At 62.7% G+C, this 20078-nt stretch carries 16 protein-coding genes; all 16 read right to left on the reverse strand.

Annotated features, from left to right (window positions below):
- On the reverse strand, positions 1-3164 hold a 3164-nt coding region (locus VR74_RS00305; RefSeq protein WP_299949206.1), incomplete at its 3' end, for a beta-ketoacyl synthase N-terminal-like domain-containing protein.
- 8 nt (positions 3165-3172) lie between these two features.
- Complete coding sequence (locus VR74_RS00310) at positions 3173-4726, reverse strand: PfaD family polyunsaturated fatty acid/polyketide biosynthesis protein (protein WP_045693415.1); 1554 nt, start codon at positions 4724-4726, stop codon at positions 3173-3175.
- Between the two features lie 222 nt (positions 4727-4948).
- The gene (locus VR74_RS00315) at positions 4949-6856 is read right to left on the reverse strand and encodes an ATP-binding cassette domain-containing protein (protein ID WP_045693417.1); all 1908 of its coding nucleotides are present in this window, start codon (positions 6854-6856) and stop codon (positions 4949-4951) included.
- A 78-nt stretch (positions 6857-6934) separates the two neighbouring features.
- The gene (locus tag VR74_RS00320) at positions 6935-10090 is read right to left on the reverse strand and encodes an efflux RND transporter permease subunit (RefSeq protein WP_045693419.1); all 3156 of its coding nucleotides are present in this window, start codon (positions 10088-10090) and stop codon (positions 6935-6937) included.
- A 14-nt stretch (positions 10091-10104) separates the two neighbouring features.
- A complete protein-coding gene (locus VR74_RS00325) occupies positions 10105-11355 on the reverse strand; it encodes an efflux RND transporter periplasmic adaptor subunit (protein WP_045693421.1) in 1251 nt (416 codons plus the stop codon).
- A gap of 251 nt (positions 11356-11606) precedes the next feature.
- The gene (locus VR74_RS00330) at positions 11607-12086 is read right to left on the reverse strand and encodes a hypothetical protein (RefSeq protein ID WP_045693423.1); all 480 of its coding nucleotides are present in this window, start codon (positions 12084-12086) and stop codon (positions 11607-11609) included.
- Positions 12087-12088: 2 nt separating this feature from the next.
- Complete coding sequence (gene gspN / locus VR74_RS00335) at positions 12089-12841, reverse strand: type II secretion system protein N (RefSeq protein WP_045693424.1); 753 nt, start codon at positions 12839-12841, stop codon at positions 12089-12091.
- Entirely contained in the window at positions 12838-13323 is a 486-nt protein-coding gene (gene gspM / locus VR74_RS00340) for a type II secretion system protein GspM (protein ID WP_045693426.1), read from the reverse strand. Before gspM ends, gspN begins: the two co-directional genes overlap by 4 nt.
- Complete coding sequence (gene gspL / locus VR74_RS00345) at positions 13320-14474, reverse strand: type II secretion system protein GspL (RefSeq protein ID WP_299949208.1); 1155 nt, start codon at positions 14472-14474, stop codon at positions 13320-13322. Before gspL ends, gspM begins: the two co-directional genes overlap by 4 nt.
- Positions 14474-15439 carry a type II secretion system minor pseudopilin GspK gene (gene gspK / locus VR74_RS20195; RefSeq protein ID WP_299949210.1) on the reverse strand — a complete coding sequence of 322 codons (966 nt, stop codon included), beginning with the start codon at positions 15437-15439 and terminating at the stop codon, positions 14474-14476. The genes gspL and gspK overlap by 1 nt, the downstream gene beginning before the upstream one ends.
- On the reverse strand, positions 15436-16041 hold the full coding sequence (gene gspJ, locus VR74_RS00355; RefSeq protein WP_045693430.1) for a type II secretion system minor pseudopilin GspJ: 606 nt from the start codon (positions 16039-16041) through the stop codon (positions 15436-15438). Before gspJ ends, gspK begins: the two co-directional genes overlap by 4 nt.
- Positions 16038-16409, reverse strand: a complete 372-nt coding sequence (gene gspI, locus VR74_RS00360; RefSeq protein ID WP_299949212.1) for a type II secretion system minor pseudopilin GspI — start codon at positions 16407-16409, stop codon at positions 16038-16040. Before gspI ends, gspJ begins: the two co-directional genes overlap by 4 nt.
- Positions 16402-16896, reverse strand: coding sequence for a prepilin-type N-terminal cleavage/methylation domain-containing protein (locus VR74_RS00365; protein ID WP_299949214.1), 495 nt, complete (start codon positions 16894-16896; stop codon positions 16402-16404). The genes gspI and VR74_RS00365 overlap by 8 nt, the downstream gene beginning before the upstream one ends.
- An 8-nt stretch (positions 16897-16904) precedes the next feature.
- Entirely contained in the window at positions 16905-17354 is a 450-nt protein-coding gene (gene gspG / locus VR74_RS00370) for a type II secretion system major pseudopilin GspG (RefSeq protein ID WP_045693434.1), read from the reverse strand.
- A 26-nt stretch (positions 17355-17380) separates the two neighbouring features.
- Positions 17381-18589, reverse strand: coding sequence for a type II secretion system inner membrane protein GspF (gene gspF / locus VR74_RS00375; protein ID WP_045693436.1), 1209 nt, complete (start codon positions 18587-18589; stop codon positions 17381-17383).
- A complete protein-coding gene (locus tag VR74_RS00380) occupies positions 18576-20078 on the reverse strand; it encodes an ATPase, T2SS/T4P/T4SS family (RefSeq protein WP_045693439.1) in 1503 nt (500 codons plus the stop codon). The genes gspF and VR74_RS00380 overlap by 14 nt, the downstream gene beginning before the upstream one ends.

Below are 20078 nucleotides of genomic sequence, written 5' to 3' on the forward strand. Positions count from 1 at the left end.
GCTGGCGACGGCGCGAGCGGCTGGCCGCCAAGGAGGGAAGCGGCCGCGTTCAGAAAGGCCGTATGGCTGGCTGCGGTTGTCGCTAGATATTCAGAATGAAGCTGGGACACTTCGCTCCAGATGCGCTCTGCGGACGAAGAGGCCGGCATGGGCGCGGGATAGGTTTGGGGCGTGTCGGGCATTGCTGAGGTCCTGTTAGAGATCGGAGTGGCGGGTGCGGTTGATGGGGGAGGGGGAGGCGCGGCAGCTGCGGCCTTTGGCGGAGGTGCGACGGGTGCGGCCATGGTTGGCTGGGCCGCCATGGTCGGGGCCACGTTCGGCGCAGCGCGACCTGCGGCCCCATTCCGGGGCGGATAGGGCTTGTCGTAATTGGCGCCGGAAATGTAGACCGCATGCTTTGAGGGCGGCGCGGCGGGAACCGGTGGCGGCGTGTCGGCAAACAGGGCGGCGAGGTCCAGAACCTGGCCCGCGACGCTGAGTTCGCCGACGGCTGAGAGGAATTGCGTCAGGCCGTTGGCGCGTTTGTTGTCGAGCGACAGGGCGTGATAGGGACGCTCGCCCAGGACGTCTTTCACGAGGCCGGTCACGATGGATCCGGGACCGACTTCAACGAACAGCCGCGCGCCGGCCGTGTACATGGCCTCGACCTGTTCGCGGAAGCGGACAGAGGTGGCGATCTGTCCCGCGATGACGGCAGGCAGGTCGGCGACCTTGACGGCGTAAGGCGAGGCCGTGGCGTTGGCATAGACGGGCAGCTTCGGTTTGCGCGGGCGGAGGGATGCGAGTTCTGCCGCGAAGGGTTCGACGGCTGCATGCACGATGGATGAGTGGAACGCGGTTGCGACCTGAAGACGGCGCGCCTTGAGGCCCTTCTCGATGCAGAGGGCTTCGGCCGCCTTGATGGCATCGACCGGGCCGGACAGGACGACCTGGCTGGGCCCGTTATCATTGGCCAGCACGACGTGGGGCACCTTCGCGACGATGGGAGCGATGGTTTCTGCGTCTGTCTGGACGGCCATCATGGCGCCGGGTGTGGACTTTGCGGCATCTGCCATGAGGCGGCCGCGCGCGGCGGCAACGGTCAGTGCGCCGTCGATGTCGAAACTGCGCGCCAGATGCAGCGCCATGATCTCGCCGAAGCTGTGGCCGCCGGCCATGTCGGGATCAATGCCGAGGCGCTCAAGCAAGGCGAGCTGGGCGAGGGCGACAGCGGCGATGGCGGGCTGGGCATTCTGCATTTCCGTGAGGCGCTGGGTCTGTTCGCCGAATTCGACCTGGTCGAAGGCGACGGGCGGGAAGGCGAGCCGGTGCAGCTTTATCGGGCCGGTGACAGTGTGACCCGCGGCAATATCCCAGACGGCGCGCGCGGCCGGGAAAGCCATGGCAAGGTCAGCGCCCATGCCGACATACTGGCTGCCCTGACCGGAGAAGAGGAAGGCGATCTTGCCCGTCTCTGGCGGGGTGGTGGAGGCGTGGATGCCGGTGCCCAGCGGGGCGATGCCGAGCGTGCCGGACTCGATCTGGCCAATCAGGCGCGAGGCCTTGGCCGCAAGGTCTTTCTGGTCGTCAGCGACGATGGCGACACGCACGCGGCCATCTGCCTGAAAGCGGGCATGGGTGGAGGCGGCGAGGGCGGCGAAACCATCTTCACCGGTTTCCGTATGGATCAGGCTTTCGATCTCTTCGACGAGGGCATCGCTGGAGCCGGCCGAGAAGAGGAAAAGTTCCGAGGGGAACACGCGCGGCGGATGGATGGCGTTGGGGCCGGTATATTCTTCGAGCGCGACATGGAAATTGCTGCCGCCGAAGCCGAAGGAACTGACCGAGGCCCGGCGCGGGCGGGTTTCCGGCGAGATCCACGGACGGGCCTCGCTGTTGAGATAGAAGCTCTTGCTGTCTTTCAGCACATCAGCCGGTTCGCCGATCTTGATCGTGGGCGGAAGGGTCTTGCGGCTGAGGGCATGGACGGCCTTGATAAGGCTGGCGGCGCCTGCAGCGGCCTTGGTGTGGCCGATCTGGGATTTGACTGATCCCACTGCGCACCATGGTTCGCCGTCACCCTTGCCGTCGAAGACGAGGTGCAGGCCGGCAAGCTCTGCCTTGTCACCGGCCTTCGTGCCTGTGCCATGGGCTTCGACCAGATCGACGGATTCGGGACCGTAGCCAGCCTGAACATAGGCGCGTTCGATGGCGCGGGCCTGGCCGGAGGGAAGCGGCGTATAGATGGCAGTGCCCTTGCCATCCGATCCGCCGCCAAGGCCGCGAATGACTGCATGGATCACGTTTCCGTCGCGCTCTGCATCCGAAAGGCGGCGTAGGGCGAGGATGCCGACGCCTTCGCCCAGCATCGTACCGTCCGCATCGATCGAGAATGGCCGGCAATCGCCCGTGGGCGACAAGGCTGGCGTCTTCGAAAAGCACATATACATGAGGATGTCATTGAGCGCGTCGACGCCGCCTGCGAGGACGGTGTCGGAATCGCCGGAGCGGAGTTCATGCAGCGCGATCTGGAGGGCCGAGAGGCTGGAGGCGCAGGCGGCGTCGGTGACGTAATTGCTGCCGCCAAGATCGAGGCGGTTGGCGATGCGCCCGGCGACGACATTGCCGAGCAGGCCGGGGAAGGTGCTTTCCTTCCACTCGATATAATGGGCTTCCATGCGCTTCACGATATCGGCGATATCGGCCTCGCCGAGGCCGGACTGGCGCAGGGCATTGACCCAGACGGGGCGCTGGAGGCGGCCGGCCATGTGGGCAGTGAGTTCGGTGGCCGAGGCGACGCCCAGCATGACGCTGGTGCGTGTACGGTCTATTTCACATCCGGTTGTGCTGTCGATATCGTCCAGCGCATGTTTCGCGGCGATCAGGGCGAGGAGCTGGGCGCTGTCGGTCTGCTGCAGGGCGTTTGGCGGAATGCCGAAGGCCATGGGATCAAACGCGATGGGCGAGATGAAGCCGCCGCGCCGTCCATAGGTGCGGTCGGCGGTCAGCGGATTGGCATCGTAATAGTCGTCGAGCAGCCAGTGCGTGGCGGGTGTGTCGCTCAGCGTGTCGCGGCCCTGGAAGATGTCGCGCCAATAACCGGTATTGCCGCCGCGGCCTGGAAAGATGGACCCGACACCAATGACGGCGATGGGCTCGGCTTGTGTGCGGGGTTCGTTTATCATGGAGGGTCTCATTCAACGTCAGCGAATTGACGGGGTGTGTAGGCGAAGTCTGTCGGCGCCACGGGGAGGCCGAGCGCGCGCAGCTGGCCTGCGCGGGTGACCTGGGCGGCGCCTTCGAGCAGGTTCCACGCGATCTGGCGGACGGTTCGGTTTTCGGTCGGCTCGAGAAAGCTGCCGGCTACCCATTCATTGAACACGCCCATGGCCGGGCCGCACCAGACCTGGTAATCCATCTCGCGGCCGGGCGTGCCTTCGCGCGCCCATTGGGCCCCCATGAACAGGTAGCGCCGGGCGACGAGGGCGAGGCGCTTGTTGCCGTCTGACTCGGCGCGGGCGGCTTCAGCGGGATTGGCCTGCCGGATATAGGCGAGCGTGCGCTGCCATGCGGCGCCGAACGGCTCGCCGAGCACGTCATCGAGCCATGCGCGGTCTTTTTCGGGGAGCGTTTCGTAACTCGCGCCGGACCGGTACATGGCATGCAGGCGTTTGCCGCGCATGGCGAAGAGGGTGCCGCGTTTGAGCACCTGCACTTCCACACCTTGCTCGAACATGTCGGCGGCAGGGGCCATGGCGACGTCTGCCGGGCCGGCCTTGGCGAGCAGGCGGCGGCCGGCTTCCGAGAGGCCGGATTCGACGGCGGACTGGTTGATGGACCCCGTCAGAACGTAGGCAGCGCCCATGGAAAAGGCGGCGGCGACGGAGGCGGGCGTGGACAGGCCACCCGCCAGGCCGATGCGGATGGCATTGGCATCGACACCGGTTCGCGCCGCAACGCGGTCCCGGGCGAGGGTTAGAGACGGGAACAGGACGCTGGCGGGGCGGTTGTCTGTGTGGCCCCCGGAATCGGACTCGGCGGTGATTTCGGCGGCGACGGGTATCTGACGGGCGAGATCGGCCTGTTCGGCCGTGATTGCGCCGCTGGCGACCAGGCCGGCCAGGATTTTGTCCGGAGCGGGCGACATGAAGGGTTCGGCGACTTCGGCGCGGGAGACTTTTGCAAAGACGTGATTTTCGCGGCGGATCGTGCCATCTGGCGCGCGCGTGAGGCCGACGGCCGTGTAGCGCACCAGATCAACCGAAAGTTTCATGAAAGCGGACGCAGAGACGCGTTTCACCCCTTCAGCCAGGAAGAGATCGACCACGCGCGCTTCATAGCCGGGCTGCTGGGGCGAGTGGATGAGATTGGCGCCCCAGGCGGTCTGGTCCGGGGTCAGCTGGGCCTTGATCTCCCGAAGGCCGGTTTCGATCACGTCGGGAGAGAGGCCGGCGCTGCCATAGAAGCCGAGGCATCCCGCCCGGACGGCTTCGACCACCATGCGGGTGGTGGCAATTCCGCGGGCCATTTCGCCGACGACATAGTTAAACCGGCAGCCATGCGTGTGGGAGAAGAGGCGATCACCGAGCCATTCGGGATAGATGGGAGGCAGGAGGATGGCATCCGGAGACGCGGCAGCACGCTGGCCGTGTTCAAGAATGGCGAGTTCCGCGCCTGAGGCGTTCGCCAGAACCACCTGTTCCCGCGGGAAAGCGATGGCCCTTTTCAGACTGTCTGAAACACCCATTTTATTCCTCTGCGGGCATGTTCTCATGGCCGGACAATATACGCTGTCGACTCACAAGTTCTTCGCGAGCGTTTTCAATTTCTAACTGTGCAAAATTCGTCCGCTTTGTACAGTGGTACTATTGTGACAGATCCTTCAAACATATTGTCTGGCTCAGGCAAATTTCATCTATCATGCCTGTTAGCACAAATAGTGATCAACTATTCGCCCGACGCGCAGCAATCAGTCGTTCAGGGCCATTTCATAGTCTTCGACGGCCTGAAGCCAGGCCAGTTCGGTGGCCTCCGCCTCGGCGACGAGATCGGCGCGCCGGCGCAGCAGGTCCTGCAGCTGTTCCGACGGTAAACCTGGTCTTGCGAGCTCGGAATCTATGGCTGAGATCTTCGTGTTGATCTGGTCGAGGCGTTTCTCGGCATCGTCTGCCTTGCGCTTCAGGTCCGACGCGGCCTTGCGGCTTTCCGACGAACGCTGGCGCTGGTCGGCCTTGTTGACCTTCGGGGCCGGTTCGGCGGCTTCCGATTTACCCGATTTGGGCTTCGGATCGGATTTGTTGCGGTCGGCCTGGAGCACGAGCGCGCGGTAGTCCTGCAGGTCGCCATCATAGACGTCGGCCTTGCCATCCTTGACCAGCCAGAGCTGGTCGGCAGTGCCTTCGGCCAGGAAGATATCGTGGGTGATGAGCAGGACGGCACCCTTGAAATCGTTCAGCGCGTAGATCAGGGCTTCGCGGCTGTCGATGTCGAGGTGGGATGTCGGCTCGTCAAGGATCAGGATGTGGGGCTTTTCCATGGCCATCAGGCCGAGGAGCAGGCGGACCTTTTCGCCGCCTGAGAGCTTTTCAACCTTGGTCTCCACCTTTTCATGGCTGAAGCCCATCTGCGAGGCGGTCGAGCGCTGTTTGGCAACCGGTGTGTCCTTGGGCATGGCGTGGCGCACATGGTCGAGCACGGTTTCGCCGGGGGTCAGTTCATCGAGCTGGTCCTGCGAGAAGTAGCCGATACGCACCTTGTTATGAGTGACGCGGGCGCCGTCCATGAGCGGCAGGCGCTCGGCAATGGACTTCACGAGCGTCGTCTTGCCCTGCCCATTGGTGCCGACGATCGCGATCCGGTCGTCGGGATCGAGGCGGAGCGTGACACCGCGCAGGATGCTCGCGTCGCCGCCATAGCCGAGTTCGGCGCCGCGCAGTTCGAGCAGGGGCGGGGCCATCTTGTCGCCGGGCTCGGGAAAATGGAACGGCACGGTCCGCTCGGCCATCGGGATCGAGATGTCCTGCATCTTTTCGAGCATCTTGACGCGTGACTGGGCCTGACGGGCCTTTGAGGCCTTGGCGCGGAAGCGGTCAACGAAGGCCTGCAGGTGGGCCTTGTCGACTTCCTGCTTGGCGCGCTGGCTTTCCAGCTGGGCGTATTTTGCGGCGCGCAGGCGCAGCCAGGCGTCATAGCCGCCGGGCACGATGGTGAGCTTCCTGTGCTCAAGTGCCATCGTGTGAGTAACGCAGCGGTTCAGCATTTCCCGGTCGTGCGAGACGATCAGCACGGTGTGCGGGTATTTCTTGATATAGCCTTCGAGCCAGGCGGCGCCTTCAAGGTCGAGATAGTTAGTTGGTTCGTCCAGAAGGAGCAGGTCCGGCTGAGAGAAGAGGACGCCCGCAATGGCGGCGCGCATACGCCAACCGCCCGAGAATTCGCGGGTCGGGCGTTCAAGGTCGGCTTGCGTGAACCCGAGGCCCATCAGCACTTCAGCGGCGCGGGATTCCGCCGACCAGGCGTCGATGTCAACAAGGCGGGTGTGGATGTCGGCGATCCGCATGGGGTCTTCTGCGGTCTCTGCTTCCTGCATCAGGGCATGCCGCTCGGTATCAGCCGCGAGCACGACTTCGAGAATGGTTTCGTCGGTCGGGGCGACTTCCTGAGCCACCCAGCCGAGGCGGGCGCCCTGGTTGAGCCGGATGGAGGAATCATTTGTCGGGTGTTCGATCTCTTCGCGGATCAGCTTGAGCAGCGTTGACTTGCCTGTACCGTTGCGGCCCACGAGCCCGACTTTCCAGCCAGATGCAACCTGGGCGGACGCGCCTTCAAACAGGAGGCGCGCTTCGATGCGATAGTCGAGGTTCGATATTGTGAGCATATCGGGGGGTTTAACGGCCAAAGGTCTGAAGGCAAGAGCTAAGCTCTGTTGCCGCCAGACTTTGGCCGAATGCGCGTACTATTCGGCCGGTACCGGTGCGAGGTCCTTCAGGTCGTCTTCGTCGAGCAGGGCATTGAAGCCGGGACGGGGTTTTCCACTGATGAGGTAGCCGAAAAACCGTTTGATATCGGCGCCGATGCCGTACAGGGCGGGGACGAAGAACAGGGTGACCAGCAGGGCAAAAATCACACCGAAGGCCAGGCCGACGGCAATCGGGATGAGGAACTGGGCCTGGATGGAGCGTTCCATCATCAGCGGCAGGAGGCCGACAAAGGTGGTGAGCGAGGTGAGCAGGATGGGCCGGAAGCGGCGGGTGCCAGCCTCGATCAACGCGCGTGCGCCGTCCATGCCCTTTTCGCGTAGCTGGTGCACGTAATCGAGGAGCACGAGATTGTCGTTCACTGCCACACCCGCCGCAGCCATGATGCCCATATAGGACAGGATGCTGAGCGGATAACCCATGGCCAGATGCCCGACCATGGCGCCTGTGAAGCAGAACGGGATTGCCGCCAGCAGGATGAGGATCGGTTCCGCATAGGACTTGAACGCCACCGCGACGAGGAAATAGGCCACGCCGATCGCGATCAGAAGGAATGTCATGATCTCGACGAAGAATTCAGCCTCGCCCTGTGCCCGGCCGATGCTGCCGCGCCGGACCTGGGGATGGGCCTTGTCAAATTCCGCGAAGAAATTGTCATTGAGATCAGCCCGGATTTCCGAAATGCGCTCGGCAACCACTTCAGCGCTGACCACGACCGCCCGGCGGCGTTCGCGGCGCTTGATCTGGGAGATGCCCTTTTCAAAGCGGATATCGGCCACGGCATAGAGGGGCAGCTCGCGTCCGTCCGCTGTCCGGATACGGATATTGTTCAAAAAGTCGAGCGACTCCCGGTCTGTGCGCGGGTAGCGCACGAAGACGCGCACGTCTTCGCCATCTCGGGGCAGGCGCTGGACCTCCTCGCCATAGAATCCCTGACGGACCTGGCGGGCGACATCGGCTGTGGTGATGCCGAGCGATTCTGCACCGGGCTTCAGGTCGAACTGGATCTCGTCCGTCGCGCTCTGGACGTCGTTCACGACATTGTAGACGCCGTCATACGAACGCAGCTTGAACATCAGATCCTCTGCCGCGGCATTGAGCGCGTCAAGATCGGTCGAGTTAAGCATGTACTGGATCGGCGGATCATTGTTGGCATTCTTGTAGTTCACCGTGATGGTTTCCGCATCCGGCACTTCGCCGATCAGGACGCGAAGCCGCTCTGCGGTTTCCTTTGCCGTCAGCGTACGTGTTTCCGGCGGAACGAGCTTCACCAGCGCAAGGATATTGTTGTCGCGCGAGCGGGTGTACCAGTTCTCGATCAGCTTGCCCTGGCCATTGGTCGAGGCATTGATCTCTTCTTCGAGCGCCTTTTCACCGGCCTGGATCTGGGCGAGGACTTCGAGCGAGCGGGAATAGGGCGTTCCCTCCGGCATTTCGACCGTAACTTCGATCTGGTCGGATTCCGTTTCCGGGAAGAATACGGTTTTCACGAGCCCGTTGGTGAGCAGGCCAACAGAAAGGACCATGCCGCTAATGAAGATCGACGCGGTGAGATAGCGATGGCGAAGCGCGCGGATCATCAGCGGGCGGTAGAGGTTGCGGGCGACCCAGACGATACTGTTGGCAACCGCGCCTTGGAACCGCGCGATGCGGCTTTTGGGATTGACCGGTTTCAGGTGGGACAAGTGTGCCGGAAGGATCAGAAGCGCTTCGATGAGCGAGAAGAGCAGCGCGAAGATCACGACAAGCGAGATGGAGCGCGTGAACTCGCTGGTGCCGCCTGACAGGAACATCCAAGGGGCGAAAAAGATCATCGTGGTGAAGACGGCGAAGACGACAGGCTTGATGACCATTCTTGTGCCGTTCACGGCGGCGATGAGGCCTTCCTCGCCCTCTTCCGTGCGCGAGTGGATCGCCTCGCCCACGATGATGGCATCATCCACGATCACGCCGATGACGAGCAGGAAGGCGAAAGTCGAGATCATGTTGAACGAGACGTCCGCCACGGGCAGCAGGGCGAGACCGCCTGCGAAGGCGGTGCCGATACCGACGGCCACCCAGAGAGCGATCGCGGGCCGAAGGAAGAGGAGCAGGGTGATCAGGACGAGAAGCAGGCCGGACAGGAAATTCGTCCCGATCAGTTGGATGCGGCTGTTATAGTCGTCGGCAGAATCCTGCCAGATCGTCATCGAGATTCCGGGCGGCAGGTTCTTCACGGCCTCATCGACATAGGCATTCACGTTCTTTGACATCTTCACGATGTTCATCTTCGGGCCGCTCATGACCTGGACGAGGATCGTGCGCTTTCCGTTGACCGTGGCGAGGAGGTTCACTTCCTCGAAACCGTCGATGACCTCGGCCATGTTTGAGACGCGGACCACAGCGCCATTCGGCATCTGCTTGACGATGATATTTTCGAACTCGGCCTGCGTGTCGGCCTGTGAGCGTGTGCGCAGCTGGACGTTGCCCCCGTCGCTGCGGACATTGCCGGCGGAGATGTTCACCGACGTGCTGCCGACGGCATCGGCAACGTCGGAGAGGCTGAGACCATAGCGGCGCAGGGCCTCTTCGGAGACTTCGATCGAAATCTCCTCGTTGCGGACGCCGAACAGTTCGACGGACGGAACATGGCCAAGCAGTCCGATCTCGCGGCGTGTGGCTTCGGCGAAGTGTTTCAGCTCCTGTTCGCTGACGGTTTCGTCACCGGATACGGCAATACGGATGATCTCGTCGCGGCTGCGGAAGACGTTGAGCTGGGCTGGCTCGGCCGCGCTGGGGAAGCTGCTGATGGAGTCGATCTGGCGTTTCAGTTCCTGCAGGAACTTGCCTTCGTCGAGGTCCTGGTTGCCGATGACAATCAGGGTGCCAACGCCTTCGTTCGAAACCGAGCGCAGTTCCTTGATGCCTTCGACCGAACTGACGGCCTCTTCCATGCGGACCGTGATCTGCTCTTCGATATCCTGCGGGGAGGCACCGCGCCAGACGACCGAAATCTGGGCGCCGGGGAACTCGACATAGGGTTCGATCTCGCGTTCCATGCGGATGAAGGCAACCAGGCCTCCGAGGATGATGGCGATCATCAGCAGGTTTGCGGCGACCTTGTTATTGGCCCACCATTGAACGATTCCAGACATGCCCCCGGCTCCCTCTATTCTTCAGATGCGCTTGTATCGGCCGCGAAGGCGGTTTCGAGTCGGTCGACAGGTTTGATCTTCATGCCATTCGAAGCGGCGCGCACGGGCGATGTGATGACACGCTCTCCCTCGTCGACGCCTGATGTGAGGATGAGGCGCTCGCGTTCGGAGAAAGCTACCTGAACGGGACGGATTTCGAGCGTTTCGTCGCCGCGTGCGACGAACACGCTATCCTTGCCGCGTAGCGCCGTGCGGGGAAGGACGACGCTGTCTTCCAGTGTGCGTCCGGCAATCTCCGCTTCAACGAAGAGGCCTGTGGCGAGTGGCGTGCCGTTGTCGGCGCCTTTGCCATAGGGATCCTGGACCTCGACATAGGCGAAGAGGACGCGCGTCTCGGGATCAAAGCCGCTATCGGTGCGCGTGATGCGACCCGTCCATGTGTGCGGCACACCGGCGACGATGGCAGACAGGGTGACCGGCGGGCCTTTTTGTGTGGCGGTTTCGGAAAAGCCGATACCGAGCCCGAGATTTGCAAGGTCGGAATCGGTAAGGGCAATGGCGATGTCGACGACGTCGCTGGCATAGATTTCACCGAGGCGCGCACCGGGCGAGACATAGGCGCCGATATTGACTGTTTTCTCGCGTACGCGGCCCGAGAAGGGCGCCACGATGCGTGTGCGCTGAAGCTGCAGGCGGGCGTCATCGAGGCGGGCGCGGGCCGATGCGAGCTGGGCCTCGGCCTGTGCCCGCTGGGGCCGGCGGAGCGTAAGGTCCGAGACCTGGTCGATTCCCAGCTGTTCGGCGCCCTGGGTGGCGATCTGACCTTCGGAGATTTCCTGCAGGAGGGCGGTATTGGCCTGGGCGACGGCGGCTTCGGCCTGGACGATGCCCAGTTCGTATTCACGCGCTTCGAGGCGCACCAGCGTCTCGCCGCGCTCGAACTGGCCGCCGGCCAGGAATTTTGGCGAGACGTAGGCGACACGGCCGCTGATCTCTGAGGCGAGGATGACTTCAGAGCGGGCTTTGACTTCGCCCTGGCCGCGTACCTTGATCGAGACGGCTTCGGACCGCGCGGTCGCGGTGAGAACAGGCACGGCCTCGATGAGGTCGGCCTTTTCCTCCGGTGCGGGCTTCAGCGCACCCATGGCAACGAAGCCGCCGACTGAGCCAATCAGAACGAAGACCGGGAGCGCCAGGAAAAGGATCCGCTTGATAAGCAGGCCAAATCTGAATGGCGGTTTTTGAGCTGTTTCGGCGTAGGACATGGTTCAGATACCCAGATTTGACTTTGCTGGCGGAGAAATGGCGCCTTAGTGGCGCGCCCCACCTTGATGAGTCTGGATAGCATCGAAATTATTGAAAAACAATAAGTGATAGGTGATAATCGACAATAAATTGTTGTTTTACGACTTTTCCGCTGAAATGCAGGCTGGTCAGCGGAGGATGCCGAAAGACGTCGCCAGCCCGGTCAGGGCGGGAATTATCATTTAGCTACAGAGTGGCAGGCCCGGATGCCCTAGCGCTCTTCCGGCTGGCACGCGCTGAGGCCCAAAACGGGGATCATGGTTTCCCAGCCGTCCTTGCTGACGAGTGACAGCCGCCCATTCTTGACTCTCTGTCCGCCGTCCAGACGCTCACCGGGCTGGAAGCTGATGCCGACATTGCCGGTTGGGGAGCGGTAGGTCATCTGGGTCATGAACTGGCCGAACAGGCTACCGCCGGTCGATGTCAGTTGCAGTGGCGTTTCGGTTCCGTCGACATTGATGAGGGCGGTGTCTGTGCCGGCTTCGGTAAAGAAGACGAAGCGAACGGGCGGCGATTGGGTCCAGAGAAAGAGGCCGCATGCACCCGGCGCGAGGGTCTGCGAAGGGAGTTCGCCCGAGTTTGAAATGACCTCGGCTGCGGATGCCAGCTCGGAAGAGGAGTCGGGCGTACCGGCGCAGGCGCCAAGAAAGGCCAGTGCGGCGGCGAGACTTATGGCGCTTGACGTCCGCATGCCTAGTTCTCCTCGGTCAATGCTGCTTCCTGACGCAGCGTGTAGCCGTTTCCGGTATTTGTGAAGCCCATTGCCGCGAGCGCGGCATTGGCCTGGGGATCAAGGCGCTCGACGCGGATATCCATACCCGTTCGGCCATCGGAGAGCGCTCGCATGGTGATCTCGAAGCGTTCGCCATTCGGGCCGTCGCCGGAGAGCGGTAGCTGCAAGTCTCCATTGATGCATGTGGGCGCGCCTGTGAGTACCGGCCAGTCGCGGCCATATTGGACGCCGAGGCGTCTGACGAGATCGAGTTGGGCGGTGCCGCTGGCATCCGTGCACGTGCCGGATCCGTTGAAGGCAGCCGCGGCATTGGAGAGTTTCAGCGCGCCGCCGACACGGCGCAGTTCAGGATGGACGCCTTGCAGCCGGCTGATGTCCAGCTCGGCGGCAACGCCTGAAACCTTTGTCGCCGAATTCGAAACGCTGATATTGCCACGTGCGCGGCCTGCGGGGCCCATCCAGTTGATGTCGGAGCCGAATGAACCGGCGATGAGTGACAAGGGCGATGATTTCACATCCAGCGCGCCGATGGCGTGATCATGATAGCCAAGGCCAGTCACTTGTCCGTGCCAGACGGTGCCACGCGCCTGCTGCCAACTGACGCCCTTTTGCACGAGTCCGGCATTTCGCATGACAAAGGACAGCGGGATTCCGGATACGATTCCGAAACCGAGCGTGACGATGAAGACGAGAATGAGCGTGATGTGTTTCATCCGGAAACCGGGCCTCCGAATTCGAAACTCGATCGGACCAGACCGGATCCAGCTTCGTTGATCGTGGCCCTGCTTGCTTCAAGCCCAGCGCTGGACCGGAGTTCAACGAGCCATGCGAAGACGCTTTCGGCAGTTGCGTCATCGACCTGTACCGTGACGACACCGTCCGCGCTGACTTGAACGCGGGCGATGGCGAGTCCGCGGCGTGTCGCGGCCTCGAGGATGGCGCGACGGCTTGTGTCCGCGTCCACAGGTGTTCCCGTGGCGGATGCCGCATCTGTTCCGGCTGAGGAGGTAAATCCGCGCGACGTCATCAGGTCAACTGTGCGTGCGGCCTGCTCCGCACGCAGGGCTGCCGCTGACCGGCTGGCAAACAGCGGAAGCAGAATGAACTGCAGCAGAACAATGAGCGCAAGCAGAGCCGTTGCTGCGCCGACAAGTGTGCGTTCACGCTGGCTGAGTCTTTCCCACCATTGCATCATCGGGCGCCCTCCAGAGTAAGGTCACCGAGGACCTGCCCATCCTGCTGGCGGGAGTCGCCCAAGGAGACTGCGAGACCTTTTCCTTCCAGAGCGCTCTTGAGATCTGTATCACTGCCAAACTTGGGGTAGGTCATGTTCGCGATCAGGCGCCCTGTTGCCTGGTCATAGCGCAGGCCCTGTATGGAGATGTCGCTATCGGCCGGGACCGCTTCGTAGAGCAAGGCGGCCGCTTCGAGGAATGGAAGCCGGTTGGCGACCGGAGCGGATTCCTGGGTGCGGATGGCTGACGCGAGGTTGGCTGGAACAGGCACGCCGGGGAAGGCGGACGAATAGATGTCGCGCGCCTGCCGGTCCAGTGCAGAGCCCAGCCGGGATAGCGAACGGGATTCGAGCGCCGTGACCGAGAGGAAAGCGATAGCGGCCGCAGCGGCCAGGATCAATGTCGGGCGCCAGGCGCCGATCTTGAACTCGGCCTGCTTCCGGCTGACGAACGGTCCCTGGCGCAGGTCCGTCAATGGTCCGGCCTTCTCGGCCCATTGGGCAAGCTGGCCGAGCAGGGGCATCGAGGACGGTTCGGAGGCGGTTACGCCGAGTCTGCGCGCCAGTTGGGAACTGGATGTGGTGAGCGGGGCTGCGGCTGTCTGGACAAGCGCGCGGAGCGCGTCGTCAGGCAGGCTGGCATCGGCGGCGAAATGCCGGTGGCCCGTTGAAAACAGAATGTGCGAGCCAGCATCGACGGCTGTCGGCGTTTCAGGGAGGACGGACACATCGGCAACCAGCCGGGCGGATTTCAATCCTGCCGCATTCAGCCGTGACACCCATTGCGTCATCAATTCGGGATTGACCACATGGACAGGCCGCATTCCGCCAGGCAGCGGCTGGCCAATTGCGACGTGGGCGTCTTCAACTGCCACTGCCAGATCGTCTTCCAGGGCGAACGCTGCCGACCGGCGGAGTTCCGATGCGTTCTGAGCCGGAAGCCGAACGTCGAAGCAAGCGACCTCTGTGCCCGGAACAAAGACAATTATTTCGTCGCCGGAATCGATATCCGCCTCATTGAAAGTCATCAGGCGAATGCCCTTGTCACCCATCTGGGCATATTCTGCCGGCGCGCCGTGGCTTGGGAGCAAAGTGTATAGTCGCCGGGCCATCAGAAGTCTCCCGTCGTGCGTTGGATGAGGCTGACCTTGCCCGCGATATCGGATGCGTAGACCAGCTGGAGCGTTTCCTGCGTTGAGCCTGAACTGATGCGGGCTGTCAAACGCAGATGTGTTGGCCGGACGCCAATGATGGAGTCATTACGGGCTGCTGTCGCGATCGCCTGAATCCTGCTGTCGGCCAGGAATGTGTCGCGCGATTGCCAGCCTGAGAGCGGCCGGGCGCGGATGACGGACAGGGCGTCTTCAATGCCGAGTTCGCTGGAGAACAGGGCCATCAACAGGGGTGCATCTGCCTCGGTCAGTGTTTCTAAGTTGAGGGCGGACTGGAACTTGGAGGGGCGCACACAGACCAGCGAGCGGACGATCTCGATGATTTCCGGCGTGAATCCCTTGATTGCCCGCAGTTCGGAGAGGTTTTCCAGGGGCGTATTGGCTGCGCGATACGGGGTTTCGAGCGTTGCGTAATAGCTGTCCTCGGCGCCGTAGTCCCGCGCCACCGTATTGCCATCTACCCAATCAGCAAGGCTGTCGGCCAGCGCGCGCGCATCTGACGGGAACATGCCCTGTGCCTCGAGCAAGGCGCTGAACTGGATGATCGCAACATCCCCCGGCTCGCCGGTAATCGTGTTGAGATTGAAGCAATTGGAGTCGTCGCCCAGCGTCGCCTGAATCACGCCGCGCTCGAAGGGCAAGGTGATCGCCTGATTGTTCTCCAATGCAAGTCTGAATGCATCGTCGTCGAGCTTGAGCATGCGGGCGATTGCAACAGCGCCGATGGATTCGGTCGAGCGTGCGGCCCACATGGTCTGGGAACGTTGCGATGAGACCCGCGAAAGACTGAGTGAGCGGCCAAGCGCGTCAACGGCGGTGAGTGCGGCGACGGACATAACCGCGACGATCATCAGGATCGACAGGAGCGCGGCGCCGCGATCTTTGGGGGCGGGGGACCGGTTCATTGCGCTGAGCCAACCATGTACATGAGATGCAGTTGGTCATTCTCGGCGAATGTCAGGTCGAGCTGGATCATGTCCGGATGCGTGCCAGATGTATCGGCGGGCCATTCATCAAACCAGACGCCGCGAAGGCGGTAGCGGATGGACAGTGCGTCAATGCCATCGAGGAGAACACGCTCGACCGTGGGCGTGGTGCTGACCGGGTCTGGCCGGAGCCATGCCTTGCGGATGAGTTCTCCGTCATCCAGTTGATATGTGACGCGCTGAAGCTCGCTGCGGTCACTTTCGGTGCGGGGATCGTTCCACCCGGTACGGACAAAGCTGATCAGTTCGCCAGTTGCGTCTCCCTTGCGCCCGTAGAACCCGGCGGCGGGCATGAAACTGTCGGGCGCCGAAGACGGGCGCCTGGTCATCTCGCTGAAGTCTGCCCGCAGGAGGCCGTTGGCCGCCTCGAGCTGGCGTACCTTTTCCATGCGGGTGTCGATGGCACGGCTGCCCTGGAGGGTCTGCAGCATCATCAGCGTGCCGGCTGTTGCCAGCATGGCTGTGACGCCCAGCGCGACCAGCGTTTCGACGAGTGTGAAGCCTGCGTCTGCCCGTTTCATTGGCCCGCCCTCAAAGCCTGGACGTGTGCGAGCACCTGTCCGGATTCAGGCGCCGAAACGGTGACGTCGATCAGGTAAAGTCCGTCTTCCTGTGTAGGCGAGATTGTACGGTTCCAGTCAAAAGTGCGGCCACGCTGGGTGGCGTCACCCGCGATGACACCCGTTAAGACCGGTGGGGGCAGGGTCATGGCGTCTGCCATGCGGTTGCTGGCCTCGATCTCTGCGAGGGCGCGCAGATCGACCTGCCGGGCGCCAATCGTCGTTTCGCTGCTCAGATGGATCAGGCCGATGGCCGATATGGAGAAAACGCCGAGCGCGGCGATGACTTCAACCAGCGTGAACCCGGATTGGGATGAATGGTCAGGCATCGGGTGCCTCCCACTTCACTTCACCATTGGGCGCAATGTTAAGTTCGATTGCCTCGCGTCCGCGTACCAGCTTCAGCGGTTCGCTTTGAGCCGTGCCTGTCGAGTCGAGTATGACGTCCGGTTGGGGGGCATCCGTATCGGACGAAATGAACGAGGATGTGAGACGCGCATCAAACCCAACATTGCGCCCGAACGAGACTGCGCCGCCCGGCGCAGCACTCCAGGTCTTGTTGGTCCATCTGACCCTTTGATAGCCATTGTCCGTGACCATAAGCCCTTGCGGGATTCCGGTCACCAGGGCCAGGTTGAGGGCGGCGCTGACATCCTGTTCGAGACGGGTGGCGGCCTCTACAAGCGGGTCGGCCCTGGGGCGCAGGGTCATTGTGACCATGCCTGCCGCCAGCGCCATGATGAATACTGCGACCAGCACTTCGGTCAGGGTCATGCCTGCTTCAGTGGTGTGGAAAGGGTCGCTTGTGTGCGTCATGCGTCAGGTCAGTTCCAGTTGCCTATATCATCGTCATTGCCGGGCTCGCCATCGGGGCCGGCGGAATAGACGTCATAGGCGCCGCCGGACCGGGGGCCGGGTACGGCGTAATGGTAGTCATTGCCCCAGGGGTCCTGCTGGATGCGCTTGATGTAGCCGCCGGGGCGATACTGGTCGGCCTTGTCATTATTGGGCGGCGTTTTCAGGGCGCCCAGTCCGGCATCGGCGCCGGGGTAATTGAACATGTCGAAACTGTACTGTTCCAGACCGCTTTCGAGCGCGGCTATGTCAGCGCGGGCGCGGTCTACGCGTGATTTGCTTAATACCGGGCCCACCGAAATGACGACGGCCGTTGCCAGCAGGGCCATGATCGAAACGGTGACCAGGAGTTCAACGAGTGAGAATCCGGCATCCTTCGGACGCGAATTACCAGTGTGCTGGTCTGTGTCTTGGGTCATGTTGGCCTCCTGAATGGGTTGCGGCGCTATTGCAGCGCCAGCGTGTTGAGCTGGATGATGGGGAGCATGATCGACAAAACGATCACGCCGACAAGTCCGCCGAGCACAACGATGATGATGGGTTCCATCAGGCTGAGCGCGGTCGATGTGGCGTTCTCGAATTCCTCTTCAAGGAACTCTGCCGCGCGGGTCATCATTCCGGGAACGTCGCGGCCCGCTTCGCCACTGGCGACCATGTGAACCATCATCGGCGGGAAGGCGCCTGTGCCCTTCAGGGCTGCGGCGAAGGAGCCTCCTTCGCTGACGCGCAGGGCGATTTCGTCTGTCGCCTTGCGGAAGACGCTGTTGGACATGGCGCCGCGCGCGGCCTGGAGCGATTCCAGAACGGTCGCTCCCGATGATGACAGGGTTGCGAAAATGCGGGCGAAACGTGCTGCCGAGACCGTTCGTGCGAGATTTCCGACGATTGGCAGGCGCAGGACGAGCCGGTCCAGGGACTCGCGAGCGGCAGGTGCGCGCATGATGCGGCTGAGGACCAGGACTCCACCGACAATAGCGATTGCGATGAGCCAGCCCCAGTTGCGCAAAAGGTTGGAGAGCCCGATGACTTGCTCGGTCAGCCAAGGCAGGTCTGCATCGAACATGTCGAATTGTTCGACAAGGCGAGGCACGACGAGGATCATCAGGGCGATGACCATGCCGATGGCCAGCGTGGCGAGCAGCGCGGGATAGATCAGAGCGGACTGGACCTTCTGGCGAAGGCGCCAGGTGTTCTCGAGATAGACCGCCAGGCGCTCCATCACTTCGCCTTGGCGCCCCGACATCTCGCCTGCGGCAACGACCGATTTGAACAAGGGCGGAAAAGCGCGCGGCGCGGTGCCCAGCGCATCGGCAAAACGCGATCCTTCGGTGACTTCGTTGCGGACCCTGTGGAGGATGGCTACGGTTTCCGGCTTGGCATCACTGGCAGCCGCTGTCAGGGCCTGTTCGACCGTCAGTCCCGACTGGAGCAGGACCGCGAGTTGGCGCGCAAGCAGGGCGCGCTCTTTTTCGGAGATGCGTCCGCTCGCGCCCTTGCCCCCGCGGGCTGTCTTCGCATTGAGCGGCGAGACTTCAACAGGCATAAGATCCCGCATCCGCAATTCCTTGCGGGCGGCGCGGGGACTGTCGGCGGATATGACACCGCGCATGCGCTTGCCGCCATTATCGACCGCGACATACTCAAACGCTGCCATCACGGGTCTCCTTGCGGCAGACACGAAGCACTTCGGTCACGCTTGTCTCGCCAGAGAACACGTAACGCCGCGCATTCTCGATGAGACGGTGATGGTCAGCAAAGGCGACGGCCTCGATGGCATCCTCTGTCGCATCTGCGTGCAGCAGGTTGCGCACGGCATTGTCGACGACCAGGAGTTCGTAGATCGCGATACGGCCATGGAAGCCGGTATTGCCGCAGGCCAGGCAGCCCTTGGGCGTGTAATGCGTGAAGGATTCGGCGTGCGGCAGGTCGAGCGCCTCATACTCGGCTGGCCCGGCGGTCGCAGGTTCCTTGCAGACGTCGCAGAGCTTTCGCACGAGGCGCTGTGCCATCACGGCCCGCAGGGTGGACGCCATGAGATACGTTTCGACGCCCATGTCGCGAAGGCGGGTAATCGCACCTGCGGCGCTGTTAGTGTGGAGCGTCGAGAAGGCGAGACGGCCTGTCGACGCGAACTCGAAGGCTGCTTCGGCAGTTTCAAGGTCACGGATCTCACCGACCATGACGATGTTGAAGTCCTGACGCAGGATATTGCGCAGGGCCCGGGCGAAGGTCAGGCCGACCTTGGAGTCCATCTGGGTCTGGCTGATGCCGGGAAGTCCGTATTCCACGGGGTCTTCCAGCGTCATGATGTTCACGTTGCCGGTATTCAGACGCGATATGGAGGAATAGAGCGTAGTCGTTTTGCCCGAGCCGACAGGGCCAGTGACGAGGATCACGCCGTTGGGCTGGCCGAGGACCTGATCGAAGCGCTGGTAGGTGTCGGAATCCATGCCGAGCTGTTCAAGCGTGAGCAGCGCGTTCTGTGTGTCGAGCAGGCGCAGCGCAACGCGTTCGCCAAAGCGTGTCGGCAGGATGGCCACCCGGACGTCGATCGAGCGGCCTCCGGCCTGCAGCGAGATGCGCCCGTCCTGCGGCAGGCGCTTCTCGGCGATATCGAGGCGTGCCATGACCTTGATGCGGGACACAAGCGGGGCCGCCAGTTTGCGAGGCGGCGTCAGGACTTCGACGAGATCCCCATCGATCCGATAACGGATGGAAAGCTTGTCTTCAAACGGATCGATATGGATATCAGAGGCCCGGCGCTTCATGGCTTCGTAGATGAGGCCGTTGATAAGGCGGATGACGGGGGCGTCGTCGCTGCCACCAAGCAGGTCGGCCGCTTCGGGTATGTCGTCAATCAGGCTCTCGAGTCCGCCACGGCTTGCGACAGCGGCTTCAATGTCTGTTGCGCCGAGCGGTCCCTGGCTGAAAGCAGCCGTCAGGGCGCGGTCGAAGCTCGGCGGATCGAGCGACTCGATTGCATGGGACCGTCCGAGAGCCCGGCGCGCCTCGATGAGCGACATCGCGTCAGCCCCCGTGCGTACGCCCACGGTCAGCCTATCGCGGTCAGGCAATACGATCAGGCCCTTCTCCTTGGCAAAAGCGTAGGTGAACTGGCGGGTTGAGGCGGCGTGCGTGCTCAT

The sequence above is a fragment of the Hyphomonas sp. BRH_c22 genome (assembly GCF_000961795.1).
Classification (GTDB): Bacteria; Pseudomonadota; Alphaproteobacteria; order Caulobacterales; family Hyphomonadaceae; genus Hyphomonas.

Excerpts from the sequence above, each read along its gene's own strand:
- gspM (WP_045693426.1), bottom strand. The coding sequence starts at position 13,323 with ATGATGCAATGGTGGGAAAGACTCAGCCAGCGTGAACGCACACTTGTC.
- VR74_RS00380 (WP_045693439.1), bottom strand. The coding sequence starts at position 20,078 with ATGAGCACGCACGCCGCCTCAACCCGCCAGTTCACCTACGCTTTTGCC.
- VR74_RS00365 (WP_299949214.1), bottom strand. The coding sequence starts at position 16,896 with ATGACGCACACAAGCGACCCTTTCCACACCACTGAAGCAGGCATGACC.
- VR74_RS00310 (WP_045693415.1), bottom strand. The coding sequence starts at position 4,726 with ATGGGTGTTTCAGACAGTCTGAAAAGGGCCATCGCTTTCCCGCGGGAA.
- gspI (WP_299949212.1), bottom strand. The coding sequence starts at position 16,409 with ATGCCTGACCATTCATCCCAATCCGGGTTCACGCTGGTTGAAGTCATC.
- gspL (WP_299949208.1), bottom strand. The coding sequence starts at position 14,474 with ATGGCCCGGCGACTATACACTTTGCTCCCAAGCCACGGCGCGCCGGCA.
- gspG (WP_045693434.1), bottom strand. The coding sequence starts at position 17,354 with ATGACCCAAGACACAGACCAGCACACTGGTAATTCGCGTCCGAAGGAT.
- gspF (WP_045693436.1), bottom strand. The coding sequence starts at position 18,589 with ATGGCAGCGTTTGAGTATGTCGCGGTCGATAATGGCGGCAAGCGCATG.
- VR74_RS00330 (WP_045693423.1), bottom strand. The coding sequence starts at position 12,086 with ATGCGGACGTCAAGCGCCATAAGTCTCGCCGCCGCACTGGCCTTTCTT.
- VR74_RS00325 (WP_045693421.1), bottom strand. The coding sequence starts at position 11,355 with ATGTCCTACGCCGAAACAGCTCAAAAACCGCCATTCAGATTTGGCCTG.
- VR74_RS00315 (WP_045693417.1), bottom strand. The coding sequence starts at position 6,856 with ATGCTCACAATATCGAACCTCGACTATCGCATCGAAGCGCGCCTCCTG.
- gspJ (WP_045693430.1), bottom strand. The coding sequence starts at position 16,041 with ATGAAACGGGCAGACGCAGGCTTCACACTCGTCGAAACGCTGGTCGCG.
- VR74_RS00320 (WP_045693419.1), bottom strand. The coding sequence starts at position 10,090 with ATGTCTGGAATCGTTCAATGGTGGGCCAATAACAAGGTCGCCGCAAAC.
- gspN (WP_045693424.1), bottom strand. The coding sequence starts at position 12,841 with ATGAAACACATCACGCTCATTCTCGTCTTCATCGTCACGCTCGGTTTC.
- gspK (WP_299949210.1), bottom strand. The coding sequence starts at position 15,439 with ATGAACCGGTCCCCCGCCCCCAAAGATCGCGGCGCCGCGCTCCTGTCG.